Origin of the sequence: Eubacterium sp. An3 (genome assembly GCF_002159465.1) — a bacterium.
Classification (GTDB): domain Bacteria; phylum Bacillota; class Clostridia; order Lachnospirales; family Lachnospiraceae; genus Anaerobutyricum; species Anaerobutyricum stercoris.
In genome coordinates, this window is record NZ_NFIR01000015.1 from 39,989 (window position 1) to 57,578 (window position 17,590).

General features: G+C 44.0%; 17 protein-coding genes and 1 pseudogene. 2 read left to right on the forward strand and 16 right to left on the reverse strand.

Annotation, left to right across the window (positions count from 1 at the left end):
* Positions 1 to 23 precede the first annotated feature (23 nt).
* Positions 24 to 4,571: a leucine-rich repeat protein gene (locus B5F87_RS12380; RefSeq protein WP_143405251.1), complete on the reverse strand. Its 4,548-nt coding sequence runs from the start codon at positions 4,569 to 4,571 to the stop codon at positions 24 to 26.
* A 245-nt stretch (positions 4,572 to 4,816) separates the two neighbouring features.
* Positions 4,817 to 5,758, reverse strand: a complete 942-nt coding sequence (locus B5F87_RS12385; RefSeq protein WP_087281493.1) for a hypothetical protein — start codon at positions 5,756 to 5,758, stop codon at positions 4,817 to 4,819.
* Positions 5,759 to 6,511: 753 nt separating this feature from the next.
* Here B5F87_RS12385 and B5F87_RS12395 point away from each other — a divergent pair.
* Positions 6,512 to 6,928, forward strand: a pseudogene (locus tag B5F87_RS12395) (Uma2 family endonuclease); the annotation flags it as partial.
* 126 nt (positions 6,929 to 7,054) lie between these two features.
* Here B5F87_RS12395 and B5F87_RS12400 read toward each other — a convergent pair.
* Complete coding sequence (locus B5F87_RS12400; RefSeq protein WP_087281496.1) at positions 7,055 to 7,606, reverse strand: flavodoxin family protein; 552 nt, start codon at positions 7,604 to 7,606, stop codon at positions 7,055 to 7,057.
* Positions 7,607 to 7,814: 208 nt separating this feature from the next.
* Between B5F87_RS12400 and B5F87_RS12405 the strand changes: the two genes are divergently transcribed.
* Entirely contained in the window at positions 7,815 to 8,147 is a 333-nt protein-coding gene (locus B5F87_RS12405; RefSeq protein WP_087281498.1) for a helix-turn-helix domain-containing protein, read from the forward strand.
* A 73-nt stretch (positions 8,148 to 8,220) separates the two neighbouring features.
* Here the strand turns inward: B5F87_RS12405 and B5F87_RS12410 are convergent, their stop codons facing one another.
* From B5F87_RS12410 to B5F87_RS12470, 13 genes are all read right to left on the reverse strand, one after another.
* A complete protein-coding gene (locus B5F87_RS12410; RefSeq protein ID WP_087281500.1) occupies positions 8,221 to 8,673 on the reverse strand; it encodes a GNAT family N-acetyltransferase in 453 nt (150 codons plus the stop codon).
* Between the two features lie 37 nt (positions 8,674 to 8,710).
* Positions 8,711 to 9,376, reverse strand: a complete 666-nt coding sequence (locus B5F87_RS12415) for a hypothetical protein (RefSeq protein ID WP_087281502.1) — start codon at positions 9,374 to 9,376, stop codon at positions 8,711 to 8,713.
* Positions 9,376 to 9,615, reverse strand: coding sequence for a hypothetical protein (locus B5F87_RS12420; protein WP_087281504.1), 240 nt, complete (start codon positions 9,613 to 9,615; stop codon positions 9,376 to 9,378). Before B5F87_RS12420 ends, B5F87_RS12415 begins: the two co-directional genes overlap by 1 nt.
* 94 nt (positions 9,616 to 9,709) lie before the next feature.
* A complete protein-coding gene (locus B5F87_RS12425) occupies positions 9,710 to 10,279 on the reverse strand; it encodes a TetR/AcrR family transcriptional regulator (RefSeq protein ID WP_087281506.1) in 570 nt (189 codons plus the stop codon).
* A gap of 217 nt (positions 10,280 to 10,496) precedes the next feature.
* The gene (locus B5F87_RS12430; protein WP_343215763.1) at positions 10,497 to 10,763 is read right to left on the reverse strand and encodes a type II toxin-antitoxin system RelE/ParE family toxin; all 267 of its coding nucleotides are present in this window, start codon (positions 10,761 to 10,763) and stop codon (positions 10,497 to 10,499) included.
* A gap of 27 nt (positions 10,764 to 10,790) precedes the next feature.
* Positions 10,791 to 11,054: a type II toxin-antitoxin system Phd/YefM family antitoxin gene (locus B5F87_RS12435; RefSeq protein ID WP_087281510.1), complete on the reverse strand. Its 264-nt coding sequence runs from the start codon at positions 11,052 to 11,054 to the stop codon at positions 10,791 to 10,793.
* Between the two features lie 94 nt (positions 11,055 to 11,148).
* The gene (locus B5F87_RS12440) at positions 11,149 to 13,056 is read right to left on the reverse strand and encodes a recombinase family protein (RefSeq protein WP_087281512.1); all 1,908 of its coding nucleotides are present in this window, start codon (positions 13,054 to 13,056) and stop codon (positions 11,149 to 11,151) included.
* A 68-nt stretch (positions 13,057 to 13,124) separates the two neighbouring features.
* Entirely contained in the window at positions 13,125 to 13,529 is a 405-nt protein-coding gene (locus tag B5F87_RS12445) for an arsenate reductase ArsC (RefSeq protein WP_087281514.1), read from the reverse strand.
* Positions 13,530 to 13,531: 2 nt separating this feature from the next.
* Positions 13,532 to 13,876, reverse strand: coding sequence for a thioredoxin family protein (locus B5F87_RS12450; protein WP_087281516.1), 345 nt, complete (start codon positions 13,874 to 13,876; stop codon positions 13,532 to 13,534).
* 76 nt (positions 13,877 to 13,952) lie between these two features.
* Entirely contained in the window at positions 13,953 to 14,954 is a 1,002-nt protein-coding gene (locus tag B5F87_RS12455; protein ID WP_087281518.1) for a permease, read from the reverse strand.
* Positions 14,955 to 15,041: 87 nt separating this feature from the next.
* A complete protein-coding gene (locus B5F87_RS12460; RefSeq protein WP_087281520.1) occupies positions 15,042 to 15,356 on the reverse strand; it encodes a metalloregulator ArsR/SmtB family transcription factor in 315 nt (104 codons plus the stop codon).
* 144 nt (positions 15,357 to 15,500) lie between these two features.
* Positions 15,501 to 15,680, reverse strand: coding sequence for a hypothetical protein (locus B5F87_RS12465; RefSeq protein ID WP_087281522.1), 180 nt, complete (start codon positions 15,678 to 15,680; stop codon positions 15,501 to 15,503).
* Between the two features lie 76 nt (positions 15,681 to 15,756).
* Positions 15,757 to 17,403: a GGDEF domain-containing protein gene (locus tag B5F87_RS12470; RefSeq protein WP_158097045.1), complete on the reverse strand. Its 1,647-nt coding sequence runs from the start codon at positions 17,401 to 17,403 to the stop codon at positions 15,757 to 15,759.
* Between the last annotated feature and the right edge of the window lie 187 nt (positions 17,404 to 17,590).

Consider the following 17,590-nt stretch of genomic DNA (forward strand, 5'->3'; position numbering starts at 1 on the left):
AATCAGTTTCCGTTCCCACTTATTTATTTTATTTTAATGGTCACTGTCATCTTCTTGTTGCTTCCATCCGTCGCCATGGCCGTGATCTTTACTTTTTTGCCTTTTCCAGGCTTCTTTGTCTTCACCTTGCCGGACGCGGATACGGTGGCATATTTCGTATTGCTGCTGGTCCAGATCAGTTTCTTGTTGGCGCCTTTGGCGGCCGTCACTTTCGCTTTCAGCTTCAGTTTTTGTCCCGCTTTCACCGTCCGCTTCTTAGCTCCCGCTATAGTCACTTTCTTCACAACGCCTTTCATGGATTTGATACGGAAAGCGGCTGTAGTTCCGCTGCCATCGGCAGCTCTCGCGGTAATAATGACAGATTTACCGCCGGTCTTTTTCTTCATGGTCACTATGCCGGATTGATTGACGGTTGCCACCTTCGGATTGCTGGAAGACCAGATCAAGCGCTGATCGGATGCATTTACCGGGAAGATGTTGGCAGTCAGCTTGATACGTTTACCCGCGGCGATTTTATTGGAAGGACCAGAAAGACTCATGGCACTAATCTTTACTGGTCTGTACGTTTTGTCAGTCTGCACAGTATTTTGTCCCGAAGAAGCTCCCGGAATTGTCTGATTATTTCCCTTATCCGGTTCTGTCTGAGGCCCGCTTCCCGGAGTGTCTGGTTCTTCCGGCTTATCCTCGGAAACATTCATCACGGTAATCGGCATATTTACCTTTCTTGTCCGGTAAACCTCCTCGTAAGTGATGACCAGCTCCTTTTCTCCCGGAACCGTCATATCGATATCCGATACATTTGTGGTGTAATCCGTAACGATCGCTTCGCTTCCATCTGTATACACGGCTCTTATTTGCAGATCATTCAGATTCAAAACCTCACCTTTTTTATACTCTACTTTCGTCTTCGAAGCCACCAGATGATCCAGAGTTTTCAAAGTGTCTTCTCCCACATAAACGGAAGCGGTATTGTTAAACGGCAGCATATCCTGTTTTTCATTCGTAACCTCAATCTCAAGGGTATCACTGCCCAAAGCTGCCAGTTCTTCTCTTGTAAAGTCCCGGGTTGCCTGCTCGCCAGCGGCAATTTTATCCAACTCTTCTGTTTTGATAGGCTCACCTGTTTCATTTTTTATTGATAAGGAAGCTGTGGTATCATAACCGCTCGTATTGGAAACAATCACAGAAAATGTATCCATGTCCGGCTGTTCTACAGTCAGGTTCAGTTCCGCACCCCCCGCTGTGATCTGCTGTGTATCATCGATTCCACCTGCCTCAGAAATAGTCTGCACCGTTAACTCTGCATTTTCCGGTAAATTCTCAGGCATATCAGCAGTAATTTCTACCTGTTCCGTCTGTCCCGGTTCCATTTTCTGATTCAATACAGCTTCTCCGATCACTTCTGTTCCACATGCAATCTGCACTTTGTCATTTGTACCTGTGCTTTCCAAACCATCATTGGTCACCGGAACCGTCAGCACTGCAGTATCTCCCGGCATCATATCTTCCTCGGTATATTCTATCGCTCCCATCTCCAGTTTACTCTGAGGGAGGACAGAAGAAATGCACAGATCTGTCGTTGTCTCCATGCCCAGTTCACCGTTGAAGGCAGCATCTGTCCTGGTAAATAAAAATTCAAAATCTGTTTCATTCCAGATGCCCGACGGATTCGCCGCATAGCCTTTCACATTTGTCACAGTTACCGGCTCACTGATCTGACCGTTTCTCATCACATAGGCATAAAGGTTACTTCCATCCGTGTCTTCTTCAGGTTTATTGGATGCGCATACAACCAGCTCACAATCATTTCCCTCTATCACGTTATAATCGGAAGTAATCACTGCATCTTCCAAATATGTATGAATCTCCCCACCGGGAACGTCCGCATATTGTAAAGAAGCTGCGCCATCGGCATCTTCGGCATACCAAAGAAGAACATTTTGTTCATTGATCCGGGCAAACGATGGCTTTTGATTCTGCGAACGACTGGCCACTTCCGTCACCGTTCCCTGCATATCCATCACCGAGATGGAAGTCTCCAAATTTTCTTCTGTTCCGAAAGAACATTCCCACGCCGCCATTATATTATTCCTCATAGAGCCTATTGCCACTGACTGTACAGGAGCATTTACCTCTTGAGATGCCCGCGATACAAAGGCATCTCCCTCCAAAGCTGCCACATGAACAATGTTCGTACCTGTTCCTTCCAAAATATCATTGTTTTGGTTTTCATACCACGAAATGTATGGGACATGGTTATTTACCGTAACAGCCGGTTTCAAATCCGCGTAGTCATTATCCGTTACCTGATAAATGGTCACATTTCCTGCAGCGGTTTCCTCCAGATTCAATCTTGCCACAGTAATCTCGCAGGCACCTGCCATTTCTTTCATGGAATTCTCAGTTTGTGGCTCATCTTCCGTCTCTGTAAAGGTTCTCTTTGCGTCAGCCCAGGCAATATAGATATTTTCTCCATCCACAGCCGCCACTGCATCAAAATCAGCAGTTCCGTCGTTTTCCACCTGTATCGGATCAGACCACGATGCCATATTCTCATCATATATGGAATAGACCACTGCCGTATGATTTCCTGTGGTTCTGCCTGAAAGATCCGCCGTATAAATCAATACCTTTTTCCCACTGTCTGTCTGCAATAGTGTCGGTTTCGCACTGGCATATATATCCGATTGCAGGACCTGCACCGCTGATTCTGAAGTTGCTTCCACACCGTCAGTGTTTGCCGCTTTCGCCCTGCTTTTCTTCTGAGAAGACATCTTTCCGTTCCAGGCGGAACTATCTGTCCGCTTTATCTCCCACTGGCCTTCATCAGGCAAGCTATATGGGGCACTTTTTGATCTGACTTTTGCATTCTCTGATGAATAATATTCCCAATCACCCTCCAGCAACGCTTTCTCATAGGAAAAGCACAATGCAGTGGCGCTGACACCAAGTTCTCCTGACAGCGTACCGGTGAATTTTCCCTTCGGAGCGCCATTTCCCGGCGCTTCCATCTCGGCTGTCAAAACATTTTTTCCGGAACCATATACGGACACATCCGCAATATAGGCAACGCCGACGCCGCCGGACAATTTCAGCTTTGGCAGCGTCAATTCTACTTCTCCTGAACTATATACACTGCTGTTGGCCAAATCCAGTCCAAGAGAAGTTGTCACAGCCACGCCGGCTTCTCCCGAGAACTTCACCACAACCGGAACGACAACAACCACTGTCTGCCATTTCTGCTCCGCTTTCGCTTTAATCTCTATGAAAGACTTTCCGCCAAAAGACTGGATTCCATCTTCTGTAATCGTGCCTTCCGCATAAGCAAAGAAACTGATATCCGGCTTCACCTTCATTCCCATGGAAGCCGTTCCGTGTTTACTGGATAAAAGTGCCTTGCATCCTTTTCTATAAGATTCTTTCTGCGTCTCTATGAACTTTTTAAAGGTTGCCCATCCATTTTCATCCAGATCCTCTAAACTATCGACTCCCACGCCAAGCCGGAACTCATTTCCTTCCCGTTCAAACTGCACCGGGATTTCTCCAAAATCCAGCGAGACCTCTCCGCCGCCGATCAGCGGAATATCATCTGGAACCTCAAACTCCACATCACCGCCGACCGTCAGCTCCATGTCGTTTTCTTCGGTGTTATCGCCGGTTACGGTAGTATTACCGGATGGCAGCGGTGGCAGCGGAACGTCATCCGGACAAGTACTGTTATAATGAATGACAGCGGTTTCTAAAACAGCATTATAATCTTTGATCCTAATATTTTCCCACGCCTCTTTACTGCCGCCATAATAGACATCTGTCAAACTGTCACACATATGAAATGCATAATCATCTATCCCCGTCACACTTTTCGGAATTCCTACCCCTCTCAAACTGGCGCAGTTACTAAAAGCCGTATCTTCTATCTTGGTTACACCCTCTGGAATCTCATACACGGTCTGCTTTTTCCCAATGGGATAACAAAGTAACGTGGTTTTTTCTTTATCAAATAACACGCCATCTTCCGAGGAATACGCCGTATTATTTTTATCTACCTTTATGCTGCGCAGACCGCTGCAATATCCAAACGCACTATTTCCAATGCTTATCACGCTTGCCGGAATCTCTATATTGTCCAAACCAGCGCAATTTTGAAATGCTTCTTCCCCTATTTTTCTTGTTTTATCCGGAATCTCTATGCTGCTCAGATTGCCACAGCCCCAAAATGCCCAGCTCTCTATTTTTTCCAAATTTTTCGGCATCTTCACACTATTCAAACTGCCGCAATTGTCAAATGCAAAAGCTTCTATCACTGTCACGCTATCCGGCAGCTCTACACTGCTCAAATTGATACAACTTCCAAATGCTCTGATTCCCACTTCCTCCACTAAAACTCCTCCAATGGTATCCGGAATAACTGCCTCCGTGACACTCTCATCACAGTCCGTAATGGTTCCCGTGGACATATCAAACGTTATATTTCCTCCGGTAACCGCATAAGTAATTTCCGTATCCGCTGCTTCTATCTTCAGTCCAGGCACAGAAAGAACCATAGTGAGCACGACTATCATTGCCATCATACAGGAAATCAATCTTTTTTCTCACATCATTTCATCCATCCCTCTTTTCTCTGCAAGATTAATTCTTTTATCGTTTCTTCGCTGAAATATCTTTTCTTCCTCGCCACCTCGCTTTTGAACACAAAATGTAATAAAATTATATCATAACTTTGGAATTATTGGCCTATTACTTTATAAGCAGTATCTCTTAATTATTTTATCATTAAAAAAAGGATACGGCGCTAACCGTACCCTTTTTCTCTTTGTTATCTCTGTAATTGAAGATCCCTTTTCTTCAATGTCTCTCTTAGTGTCTTCACAGAGATATTTAATTTTTCTGCTGTTTCTTCATCAGAAAAACCAAACTCTTTACACATCATGATTTTTCCGACGAGCTCTCCAATTTCCATGCCACGCTCCATACCACGCTCTTCATACATCTCTGATAAGTTGCACATCAAATCAACCTCCTTCCCAAAACCGTCTTCCATTGGAATTCCGTATTGGCCTGACAGCTCTTCCTTAATCTCCTCTTTTGATTTTTCCGATGAAAACACCGTATTCAGCAGCCCGATAAGTTTGTCATCTTTTTGATCCATGTCCTCCCTCAGGCAAATCATGACAACTTCTAGTTTATCATATGCCTCCTTCTCATCCGGGATACCAGTAAGAAGGTCTTCTTTTTGGATATGGTACCGACTAATGGCATTGCCGATATAATCTGGCGGATTGAAGCAGATCCAGATGGAATAAACTTTTTTCAAATTATCGTAATGTTTCAGGTCAAATTCCTGATTAATCTGTGAGGAAATCATCCTGGCGCAGTAAACAAGCCCTCTTGTCACGATTTTATAACCAGGGTAATAGTTTTTCTGTGCCTCCACATCAAACAAAATTTTTGTTTTTCCTTCGTTGACAAGGATATAAAAACGAATGTCGTAATATATAGTTCCTTCATTCCTGGATGTTGACTCTGTATTACTGCCTTCAATCCGTTCCTCTCCTTCCAGGAAAGGGACGTTTCCAATAGAAGGGCTTCCCTCAATGGAAGCAATTATTTCGTCAATCTCCATATCTGCCACTTCTTCTACTGTCCTTTTCAGTATACGGGCAAGGAGCGGCTTGTGGGACAGTACAATCTTGCACTGTTCGTCCAGTTGTCGTTTTTGTGGATCATCCTCAATACTATGAGCAAATGATGTCTGCATTTATTATCCCTTTCTTTGAATTTTTACAAAAACAATATGAAAGAATCAATATAAAAAGTTTTAAAAACGAGATTTTTTATTGTTATTATGTATTGTACCACATTTACGAAAAAAAGAGGGAATGTTTTGTTTCGCTCTGTCACTAAATCTGAAAACCAAAGGAGACCCGTGCCGGGTATTTCCTTTGCCGACTCGCTGGCCAGAAAACACTTTTTATTTTTATCTTTTTTATTGTTTTTATATTTTTACTATAATACAATAGATGAAAAAAGTCAAGCCAAATTTTAAAAAAGCAATCCCCTACACAAAGTTCAACATAATCTGCACACATCTGTTCTCTTGTCACATAACAACAAAGACATCAACAAACATAGCCAACAAATATGATGGCATCTTCCTAACTCGAAATTCTTTAATATTTCCTGAAAATAAAATTCAGATGATAAAGATTGAAAAAATAAAAAGATACGATTAAACAGACTATTGAATCTTCTCTCAAATTACTATAGACTACAATCAAAAACTGCAAATCTGGCACTCATTTTAACCAACTTAAATATACTCAACTAAGATTCATTTAATTACTCGTGAAAGGAAGTGTATCTCATGCCAGGCTTACAGACACCACCGAAAATTATCACTTTAGAACAGTACGAAAAGCTTCCCGAAGATATCAGAATTGAAGTTTTTGACGGTATGGCATGTGACTGCATAATTCCATCCCAGACTCACTAAACCGTTCTCACAGAACTTCTTGTTTCCATCCGCGCTTATCTGAAATCCAAAGGAGACAAGTGCCGGGTATTTCCTGCGCCTTTTGACGTAAAGCTCTCCGACAAACCGCTGACCATCGTTCAGCCGGATATTATGGTTGTCTGTGACAAAGAAAAACTGGATGGAAAGCGTTGCAACGGCGCTCCGGATTTTATTATTGAAATTGTCTCGCCGGGTAATCCGACAGACGATTACATTCGCAAGTTATATTATTATAAGAAGTACGGAGTAAGAGAATACTGGATTATTGACCCGAAGCGGAAAGCTGTGACTGTGTACTTCTTTGAGGCAAATGTTCTGAGTGTACCATATACTTTCGATTCAACGATTAAGGTCAATATTTACGATGACTTATATATCAATTTCTCTGAGATTGCCGATTTGCTGGATAGGTGAATATTTCCGGCCGCAAAAAAGAAAGACATGCCCTTTTACACATGTCTACAGTCTGGACGGGCAGCAGATGTCATTTCTGCTGCCCTCATAAGATTTTCTGATAATTTTCTAATAAAATGCCGCCATTTACTGGATTGATTTTCCCAGTTCATACGCCTGCTGAATTTCCGGCTTATCTTTAATATCTCCTACATTCATATTCCCGCCGGCAAGAACATGACCGAGATTCTTCCAATGCAAATGTTCCATCAGATGATCATAATAGGTAAGTACGTCCTCGAATCCCTGCCCTTCTGCTGCCATCAGCAGAGCGGACGCCCTGTCATGTCCTCTGAGAAGGTTGCCATCGCCTTCCTCCAAGGCAAATAAACGGTCAACGGCTGTTCTGATCTGACCACTCATATTCCAGTAATAGAGCGGAGAAGCCAGTATTACCACATCACATTCTCTTATGGCCGGATAGATCTGCGCCATATCATCCTTTTGTACACAAGGACATTCTTTACTGCTGTGTCCGCCGAAGCATCCTTTACAGCCATGGATCTCCATACTGTCAAGGAAGAACTCTGTTACAGTATTCCCCGCACTTTCCGCGCCTTCAGTAAATGCTTTTACCAGCATAGATGTATTTCCATTCTTTCTTGGACTTCCATTCAACACCACGATTTTCTTGCTCATTACATTTTACCTCCTATCGTTTTCATAAACGATTACATCGTTATGATATATCCGTCCTAAAATCAGTATGTAACCCACATTCCTGTCAAATTGACTTTTTCATGTACTGACATTATAATCATAGCAAGAATGAAACGAAAAACAAGTACGCACATTAAAGTGCGATACTTACAATCAGGTTATATACTTACCTAAAGGAGAGTGTAGAATGGGCGAAAGATGTATCGCGAACGAATGCCTCAGTTCAACCGGATTCAATTACACGCTGTCATTGATCAGCGGGAAATATAAAATGACAATATTGTATACTTTAATGGAGTTTGGGGTAGTCCGCTTTAATGAAATGAAAAGATATATCGGCACAATTTCCTATAAAACTTTAAGTTCAGCGTTGAAAGAGCTGGAAGCCGACCAGCTTGTTCACCGGGAAGAATACCCGCAAATCCCGCCCAAAGTAGAATATAGCCTGACTGAGCGGGGCAAATCTTTAATTCCTATTTTAGATGGCATGTGCGAATGGGGAGATAAAAACAGATTATAACCTCTATTCCCTTTTCAGTACATTTCTTTCAGCTCTTTCAGTTTCTGCTGCCGCCGGCGACCGGTAATCCTTTTTACTGCATCACCGGACGCCTCATATACAAAAGCGGGTATGGATTGCCCTGCTCGTCTAAATCTGTTCTTTTGTAAACCTGAAATCCCATATGTTCATAAAATCCCTTTGCCTGGGGATTCTGTTCATTTACGGTCAGTTTTTCCACAGAGTAATTTTTTATCCCATATTGAATCAGGCGTTTTCCCAGCCCCTTTCCTCTTTCTTCAGGAGCGATAAACAACATTTCCAATGAACCGGCCTCCACTCCCATAAATGCAACCGGCCGACCCGATTCATCTTCTGCAATCAGCAAATGTAACACTTCATTTAAGGCCTGCGGCACATATTTTTTTATACTCTGAATCTCACTGTCCGATAAAAACAGGTGGGTAGCCCGCACGGAATTTTCCCATACTTCCAGCAGGCCCTTTATCAAATCCGTAGTCCGTTCATTCACCTCAACTATTTTCATGTCTGCCTCCATATATTCATGACATTTTCTTATCTTCTCACCGACATTCCCGCTTCATGGCAAAATACCCGATCAGCACAGTCCACACATAGGCGCATGTTTTTGGAATCATCAACATTCCGATCATCGGGATGGCATCCGCCCACAGTACCACCGGAATATAAAACGCAAAGCTCAGCACGATGGTCAGCCACATCCAGCGAAATGCCTTATCTTCATGAATTTTGGCGCTGCGGTAAAACAGTACGATTATCACCAGCCCCAGCAGTGCAAATGGAATATTACGATAGATTCCCCAGGAAAGGGGTGCTTCGGCGCTCAGCCACTGGTTCTGAGGCATCATGCACAGGATGATTCTCATACCGGCCAGGATGTACACGATGGCGGTAAGACCGGCTTTTCCCTGAATCTTATACCGCTGCCGCCACACATAGTAGAGCAGCACATAAAAAATCGTCATTGTTACAGATGTGATCCATTTTCCAAGGCCCAGCGGAACAGTGTAATTCTCCAGCCCGGTGGTACAGAGGGCCAGCGCGCGTGGAACAAGGTGGAAGGCATCGCCCGCTCCCAGCACCACCGCCATCCATCCAAACAAGCGGAACTGACGGTTTCCTTTGCTGCCGCGGATCATTAAAATTCCGATTGTAATGACGGAAATCAAATAGACAACGTCAAATAGTGTTTCTCCAATTGCTTGCATCATTTATTCTCCCTTTCCTCTATTTTAAACTTTGCGGCCGTAAATATTGCCCGGCCATAGTTACGGCCAAATAACAGCCCGGCCAGCAAGAGCGAAGCTCCCAATCCGGTATAAAAAAATGCGATGAACCGCTCCGGCGCCAGTCCGCCGACCCGAAGACCAATGCGAAGGATATTAAATCCCGCCGCGCTCCACACCAGACAGGCGAGGAGCAGCAGGGTATTGCGCTTTACTTTCATAATCTACCTCCTTTTTGAACATTGTTCAGTTTCCGGGATAAAAAATTCCCACATCTCAGCGGGAATTTTATAAAGCCAATCAGCTTTTATAATTTCAGTCAGCTTTTTCATAGAGGGTTCGCCGGATGATTTCCAGCACTGCGCCCGGATTATAATCCTTCCGCAGCAAAGCAGACAGCATCAACGAAAACAAAACATCCGCAAAGGTCTCCGCCGTAAACTGCTCTGTAAAAGCATCTGCCCTGATCTTTGTATCCCTCTTCAGGACGGAACATAATTCATCCAGAATGTGCTGCCAGGTCCGCTGCATCCTCCGTTTTCCATCGGATTTCTCTTCCTGCATAAATCCCAGAGAATGAAGAGTAAAAAATCCGGGGTATTGTTTGCAGCCATATTCCATCCGTTCGTATATCCATGCGATGCAGGTTTGCGTGTCCTGAAACATGCTCTCATCTTCTGGACGGTGAAAAATCTCATGCCAGACACTCTCCACCACAGCTCCCATCAACTCCGCTTTGGAATCAAAATAATTGTAGATTGAGCCCACGGACACGCCGCAGGCAGCCGCAACAGAACGGATATTGACCGCAGACCAGCCCTGCTGCTGAATCATATCCCGGCTGATTTTTAAGATCTCTTCTTTTGAAGTTACGATTGTATTCATTACATCACCTCAATATGAACATTGTTCATTATATAAAGGAGTGAGAAAACTGTCAAGTGATTACAGCCTTACGCCTTGATATTTCGATAATTCCATTCTCATATTTTCAGCATCAGGCAATTTTTATTATCAGGATTCTTTTATCAAAACTCTTTTCCCTTAGCAGAAGAAGCAGCCTGATCTCCCAAACTGCTTCTTTCACTATCTATTATTTCTTTTAAAATTTACTTGGGGAATAGCGAACTGTTACCACAATTACCATCTTCTGAGCCTCGTTAATCCGAAAGACGACTGTATAATTCTCTACAAAAAGTTGTCTGTATCCCCGGTTAGCATAAGCTCCTTGTTTCCGTTCTGGGCAACGATATGGCATAGTATCCAACGAGAGTATTGCATCCTCGATTCGATTCACTAAGTTCAAAGCCGTCTCTGGTTCCAACAGCGTATGGGCAATGTAATTATAAATGCCCTCCAAATCTTTCACGCTCGGCTCATCAATTTGACGCTGTATTTATCCAAAATGCTTCCTCCTTAAAGACTTCAACGCTTCCTTTGCATCATAAAGCTTCCCGTCTTGTTCGAATTCGGCCTCTGCTTCTGAAATTGCGGTATCTATCGCTGTATTTTCCACCATTTCCTCATAGGTTTCAATACTCATCACCACCAAATCACCATATCCATTTTTCGTAATAAATACGGGCTCACGCCGGGCATGACAAATATCTGATATCTCGTTAGTGTTACGAAGATCTGTAATCGGTCTAATCTGTGGCATACTGCACCTCCTTTTTGTACATTATTATAACATAATTATGCTCAAAAGTACAAAGGGCAAAAATGTATTTATTATGATTTCTTCTAAAAGACATTTACTCCCTCACTCTCCACTGACCTTTTCCTCCTGTCTTATCAAAGTAAATCTGACCTTTCTTTTTGTAATCAGCAAGCCAGCGGCGCAGGGTAGAAAACGTAACATCCAGACGTTTTGCCAGTTCTTTATTGGTGAGAAACGGCTCTTTTCTGAGGATATCTGGGATACTTTCTTTTTTCTTCTTTTTGATAATGCGGGTATCGGAGAAGTAGCGGGCTGTAGGCACTTCTATGAGATACTCCTGCAAGTAATCTTTCTGTAAGACCCCCGGCTTCTGCATGATCCATCCATGGACAGATGCCACCCCAGGCAAAGCCACCGGATTCAGTTTTATCTCCAGCCGGTCTTCAAAAACCCGGATGTGGTCCATGACCTGCATGAGCAACCCTGCCTGAATCTTTTCGCAGCCATCGGCCCGGAGTTTTTGCTCAATTCCCACCAGACGTTCCTTCGTCTGCCGGATTTTTTCTTCCTCCACATCCATCCTCTCCAGCCGCTCTGTCCAACGCTGTTCTTCCTGCTCCAGTTCTTTTTGCTTGCTTTTATACCCCCGCTTTGAGATGGTGTTATCAAGCAGCAGATCAAGTAACCGGCTCTTCCGGTTCCTGACAGCCATAAGATTCTTCCCCACTTCCTCTTTTTTCAAATGTGTCTCTCCCGTGAGAAGCACCTCAGAAAGTATTTTGATAATGCGACGGATCATATTTTCTTCATCCTGCCATGCAAACAACTGTCCGGACAGCTCCCGCATCATGCGCTCCAGCCCTTCCTGCTTTAAATGGATATTGTCACAGCCGGTAATCTGACCGCGGCGCAGCTTCTGTTCATCAGCCCCCCATTCTTTAGATTGATTCTTCCCTTCTGCCACCTCTTGTTTCTTCCGCCCATGTTTTAAATAAGAAGAACATCTCCATTCCACGATGACATGCTCCGGATTAGCATACTGCCGGCGGAAGGTTTTATAGTAGGGAGCTCCGCACTCTCCACAGATCAGCTTACCGGAGAAATCATAGAGTTCTCTGTGTTTTTTCTGCCGGCCGGCGCCCTTTACCTGCGCTGCCGATAATTTAAGCATCTTATTGGCCTTTTCCCACAATTCCTTCTCCACAATGGCAGGTACAAGCCCCTGATGATAAATCCACTCCGATTCCGGATTCTTTATTTCTTTCTTTTTTTCAAAGTCAAAGTGCCGCTTATTCATGACAACGACGCCTTTAAAGAGCGGATTTTTGATAATTCTCCGGATGCTGGACTCCTCCAGCTGATTGCCATTGCGGTTCCGGATGCCGTCCTGATATAAAATCTTACTGATCGTGCGGGAACCGCAGCCTTGCGCCGCCAGCCGGTAAATCTTTCGTATCATTTTCGCTTCCTCAGGATGAATGGACACAGATTTATCCGGATTCTTGACATATCCATAGGTATTATTATTGATCAGAACCGTTGTACCGTTTTTCTGCCGGTACTCGTGCGCATTATTGATTTTGCTGCTCAAATCTCTGGAATATTGTTCCGCCAGGATCGCCTTCACTCCGGAGATAAGGCGATCGTCGGTTTTATAAAACGCTCTGTCCATGTATATGTAAAGGAGCTTGTCATTGTTGACAAGCTCCTCCACAAACAGATACCAGTTTTTGGCCGAACGATTCAGGCGATCCAGGGATTTGATGACGATAATATCAAATTTATTTTTATCCTTTATGTCGTCAAGCAACCGCATGTATTCTGAGCGACCATGCTTCGTTGTCCCGCTCTCCATCTCGATATACTGGTCAACAAGCACCCATTCATTGCTCTTTACCGCATTTTGGGCTTCTTCCACCTGCACAGCCAGTGCATCCCGCTGCGCCTGTTCCTGCGTGCTGACACGGCAGTAAATGACAGCACGTTTTTGATTTTCCGGCATATTTTTCACCTCATCAGGACATATGAAGTCATTCTTATATATGAAAATATATGCAGAAATGTTATTTTCTACCCTTTCCTAACCCTCTCCTTCAGCTCCAGTACCTTTCCCTCAATCGCTTTGATCACCTGTAAAAATACCTCGTCGCTGCTTCCGGTGGGGTCTTCCAGTCCCCAGTCTTCTCTGTGTTTGCATGGAAGAAACGGGCATTCCACGTTGCAGCCCATGGTAATGACTATGTCGACCGGAGGAATCTCCGATAGTAGCTTGCTGCGCTGCGTTTTTTCCATGTCAATGTCATAGAGCTGTTTCATAAGACGTACTGCGTCCTGGTTGATTTGCGGTTTCGTCTCTGTTCCCGCAGAATAGCTCTCAAATACATCGGACGCGAGATGTTTTCCCAGTGCCTCCGCAATCTGGCTTCGGCAGGAATTGTGGACGCAGATAAATGCGACTTTTGTTTTTTTCTTCATTTTCAGCCCCTCGCCTTCTGTATTATGTCTTTTGCTTCCTCTTTTTTCAATACTTTGCCGTAGGATACGACTTTGCCGTCAATCACCAGAGCAGGAGTCGTCATCACTCCGTATGCGGCAATCTGCGCAAAATCTGTTACCATTTCGACAGAGGTGTCCATTTCCAGTTCCGCCAATGCTTCTTTTACTGCATTCTCCAGCTCATGGCATTTGGCACAGCCGCCGCCAAGCACCTTGATTCCGGAACTGTTTTTCTTTGTCTCTGCCTGCTGCATGGTTTCCGGCGTACATCCATCGCCGCAGCAATTTCCGGTTTTCTGTTTTGTTTTTCCTCCAAATAGTTTCATTGTAAAAACCTCCCGATTCAATATTCAACCTTCATCAGTATATCTTCCGATACATTTTATCTTATCTAAGCACATGCTATATCAACATATATTGCACTGCATTGAACAGATATCCCACAACTATGATGCCAACTGCACAAATGGCGATAAACAGCCCCAACAGCTTTGGCTTCACCGCTTTTCGGAGCATGATCATTGAAGGCAGTGACAAGGTGGTGACCGCCATCATAAAGGACAGCACCGTACCAAGCTGCGCTCCTTTGGCGAGTAATGCTTCCGCCACCGGAATCGTCCCAAAAATGTCTGCATACATGGGGATTCCCACGATGGTTGCGATGATCACGCCGAACGGATTACGATTCCCCAATACTGTTTCCACCCAGCTTTCCGGTATCCAGTTATGGATGACCGCGCCTATACCGACGCCGAGAAGGATGTACGGAAATACCTTTTTAAATGTTTCTGCCATCTGCTCTTTGGCATAAATCAGACGCTCCCGTACCGTCAGATCCGGAGATTCTATATCTACGCTGCCAGCGGACAACACAAAGCTTTCTACATATTTTTCCATGTGCATTTTCTCAATGATCATGCCTCCCGCCACCGCGATCACCAGTCCGAGAAGGACGTAGACAAGAGCCACTTTCGTTCCGAAAATGCTCATGAGCAGTACAAGGCTTCCCAGGTCCACCATAGGGGAGGAGATCAAAAAGGAAAATGTTACGCCCAATGGCAGCCCTGCACTGGTAAAACCGATAAACAGCGGAATTGATGAGCAGGAGCAAAAAGGCGTCACCGTTCCCAGCAAAGCAGAGATGATATTTGCCCGGATACCGTGAAACCTCCCAAGAATCCGTTTACTCCGTTCCGGCGGGAAAAAACTCTGAATATAAGAGATAACAAAAATCAGAAAACAGAGCAGTATGGTAATTTTTACCACATCATACAAGAAAAACTGTATGCTGCCTCCAATCCGTCCGCTCACGTCAAGACCCAGGGCAGAAAGCCCAAATCCAATCACCTCATTCATCCATTTCATCCCAAGAATCTGTTCCTGAATAAACTGCCATATTCCCATGTAGTTTCCTCACTTTCTCAAGAATATCACATCAAGTTTTTTTGATGTATTAGTTTAAAGGAAACGCCATCTGATTACAGATGACGTTCATTTCTCCTTATCGTCACACTCATTCCAGACTGTATCCGGGGTCGTCAGCTTTTTCAGCAGTTCCAACGCATAATCTCTGCCGGATGTGCTCAGACGATAATGCGTCCACTTCCCTTCCTGACGGCTGACCACAATGCCGGAATCACAGAGTATCTTCATATGATAGGACAATCCTGATTGTGTCAGATCCAGAGGCTCCTGAAGCTTACAGGCACATTTCTCGCCGCTGCGCAGCTGCTCCAGTATCGCAAGACGTTTTGCATCACAGAGAGCCTTGAATATCTTTGCATGTTCCTGATGAATCGTATCCATCGCCTCACCTCACATCAAATTATCTTGATGTGAGAATTGTACCTGAGAAATGTGCAGATGTCAATAAATTTTTCTGAGAAATATATTCCAGTGCAGTATATTTCATATAAAATTGCTCTATAAACGTTTTCCACTGCCATCCCCTTACATTTCCTCCGCCATCCACTGTTTTCGAAAAAGCTTTATCTGCTCTTTGTCAAGAATCTGCTCCTCTTCAAAGTATGTACAGAGGACGTCCAGAAATAAAAGCGCGGACTCTTTCGCCGGCGTACCGCATGATTTTCTGCTCTTAGCCTCTTCTGCATATGAGGAATCTTCCTTCATAAAGATACACCACGAGTTTTTATTTTCTTCTTATTAGTATGCGGAAAAATGTCCGGGGTGACAGAAGGCAGGTTACTCACATCTTCACATAACGTTTATTTTCATACATCTTCTCGTCCGCCCGTTTCAGAATTTCTTCAACTGATCTATCTTCCGGGGTGGCTGCCGCATGACCGGAAGCTACGCCGCAGACAGGAGAAATATCTTTGCACGCTTCCTGTACGCGGGAACGAAGCTCCTCTTCCAGCTTCTCCAGCTTTTCTTCCGGGACGCCGGTTCCCCAGAAAAGAAATTCATCACCGCCCATCCGGTAACAATCTCCCAGCTTCCCAAAAATATCCAATATAGCGTCAGAACATTTTTTGATATAGACATCTCCCACATGGTGTCCCATCACATCATTAATCTCCTTCAGATCATTCAGATCTATCATGAGAAGCACATCGTTTCCGCCGGGAACCCAGCTATCCTCCCGCTCTGTAAAGGCGCGCCGGTTCATACATCCTGTCATCTGATCTACATAGGAGAGTTTTTTATAATATTCTGACTGCAAGCCCTGCACATAAAGGTCAAAAGTAGTACGAATGCTGAATACACAAAGAACAACGTAAAACGCCAGCACTCCCACCTGCAGATATGAGCCTAAAGCTCTGTGAATATTAATCAGTCCATGCGTCAGCTCCATACAGGCAAAGACAGAAAATATGGTGATTGCCACTACCATAGGAAGAATTTTTTTATTGTGATTGTGAAAAAACTCCCAGTAAATCAGAAACAGGTTACCTACACAAATCAAAAGTAAAATCATCAGCGATATGTTGAGCATCTGCATAAAATCCCGGATTCCCGACACCTGCAGTCCGATCAGCATTATCAAATATCCCATCAGAAAATATCTGCCGCCTCTGCATATGCGTCCGTATGAATAGTCCGGCAATTTCTCCATGATTCCGAGAAGCGGCAACGGCATTAAATGTATGACAATCATCGTCATATTATACCAGGCAGCCAGCTTTCCCGTGAAAAACTGAAGCATGTGGCTCTCTCCGAGCATCCATATTCCCGCCAGCATTCCAAAAACTGCCAGAAGCAAAAATTGACTGCCAGGAATCTTCCTGACAAAAAATAACAGATAGAACAGAAACAGTACCACGCTGATGGCTATGAGCAGACAAGCAACTGCAAATCCAAGTCCATAAGTATGCAGAACAGCAAATAACAGAGCTGCTTTTGTACCTATATAAACCTTATGCAATAATCCCTGATAATTTTCATAGGGAGAGGACAATTCTATTCTCAGTTCTTTCCCTCCGCTGTCTGCGGGAAGCCGGAACATAACCCAGCCGCTGGAAGGAGCCTGTCCAAAAATACCGATATCCAGATTCCCTTGTTCCAGCACCAAAGAACCGTCAATCCAGACGCGCACAGCTTCCTGAGAAGCCCGAAAACAAAGAGTATTCCCCTGTTCCATCCATTTTTCATCAATCGTCGTATACACGGTGGCCGTTCCATTTTCATCATGTGCAAAAACAGCAGGCAGGCTGTCCACGCTCTCCGACTGTCTCTCTCCATGCCAGACAGTCTCAAGTTCATATACTCCTTCTTCATCGAAAAAATGCTCTGTCGGACTATATCTCCATGAAATAACTAAGAAACTGAAAATCACCAGTAGAAATACCCACAATCCGACAGAAATCTTCTTTTGTTCTCTTATTTCACCCATGGGGTTCCTCCTGAAATTCTTCAAATGCCGAAGCATAATAAAGAGATTTGTATTGTTTATGTAAATTCCTCCTGCTTACTATACCACATTTACCATTAATTGGATGCCCTTCTTCCTATAAAATATCAATTATTGCAATTTCTTCTTTAAATAACCGTTTAGAATATAAATAATATTTACTGCAATA

Bases quoted from the DNA above. Each gene is read 5' to 3' on its own strand.
- B5F87_RS12415 (WP_087281502.1), bottom strand. From the start codon at position 9,376: ATGCAAGCAATTGGAGAAACACTATTTGACGTTGTCTATTTGATTTCC.
- B5F87_RS12405 (WP_087281498.1), top strand. From the start codon at position 7,815: ATGGGCGAAAGATGTATCGCGAACGAATGCCTCAGTTCAACCGGATTC.
- B5F87_RS12440 (WP_087281512.1), bottom strand. From the start codon at position 13,056: ATGCCGGAAAATCAAAAACGTGCTGTCATTTACTGCCGTGTCAGCACG.
- B5F87_RS12435 (WP_087281510.1), bottom strand. From the start codon at position 11,054: ATGCCACAGATTAGACCGATTACAGATCTTCGTAACACTAACGAGATA.
- B5F87_RS12410 (WP_087281500.1), bottom strand. From the start codon at position 8,673: ATGAAAATAGTTGAGGTGAATGAACGGACTACGGATTTGATAAAGGGC.
- B5F87_RS12425 (WP_087281506.1), bottom strand. From the start codon at position 10,279: ATGAATACAATCGTAACTTCAAAAGAAGAGATCTTAAAAATCAGCCGG.
- B5F87_RS12465 (WP_087281522.1), bottom strand. From the start codon at position 15,680: ATGAAGGAAGATTCCTCATATGCAGAAGAGGCTAAGAGCAGAAAATCA.
- B5F87_RS12400 (WP_087281496.1), bottom strand. From the start codon at position 7,606: ATGAGCAAGAAAATCGTGGTGTTGAATGGAAGTCCAAGAAAGAATGGA.
- B5F87_RS12460 (WP_087281520.1), bottom strand. From the start codon at position 15,356: ATGGATACGATTCATCAGGAACATGCAAAGATATTCAAGGCTCTCTGT.
- B5F87_RS12385 (WP_087281493.1), bottom strand. From the start codon at position 5,758: ATGCAGACATCATTTGCTCATAGTATTGAGGATGATCCACAAAAACGA.
- B5F87_RS12470 (WP_158097045.1), bottom strand. From the start codon at position 17,403: ATGGGTGAAATAAGAGAACAAAAGAAGATTTCTGTCGGATTGTGGGTA.
- B5F87_RS12445 (WP_087281514.1), bottom strand. From the start codon at position 13,529: ATGAAGAAAAAAACAAAAGTCGCATTTATCTGCGTCCACAATTCCTGC.
- B5F87_RS12455 (WP_087281518.1), bottom strand. From the start codon at position 14,954: ATGGGAATATGGCAGTTTATTCAGGAACAGATTCTTGGGATGAAATGG.
- B5F87_RS12380 (WP_143405251.1), bottom strand. From the start codon at position 4,571: ATGATGGCAATGATAGTCGTGCTCACTATGGTTCTTTCTGTGCCTGGA.
- B5F87_RS12450 (WP_087281516.1), bottom strand. From the start codon at position 13,876: ATGAAACTATTTGGAGGAAAAACAAAACAGAAAACCGGAAATTGCTGC.
- B5F87_RS12420 (WP_087281504.1), bottom strand. From the start codon at position 9,615: ATGAAAGTAAAGCGCAATACCCTGCTGCTCCTCGCCTGTCTGGTGTGG.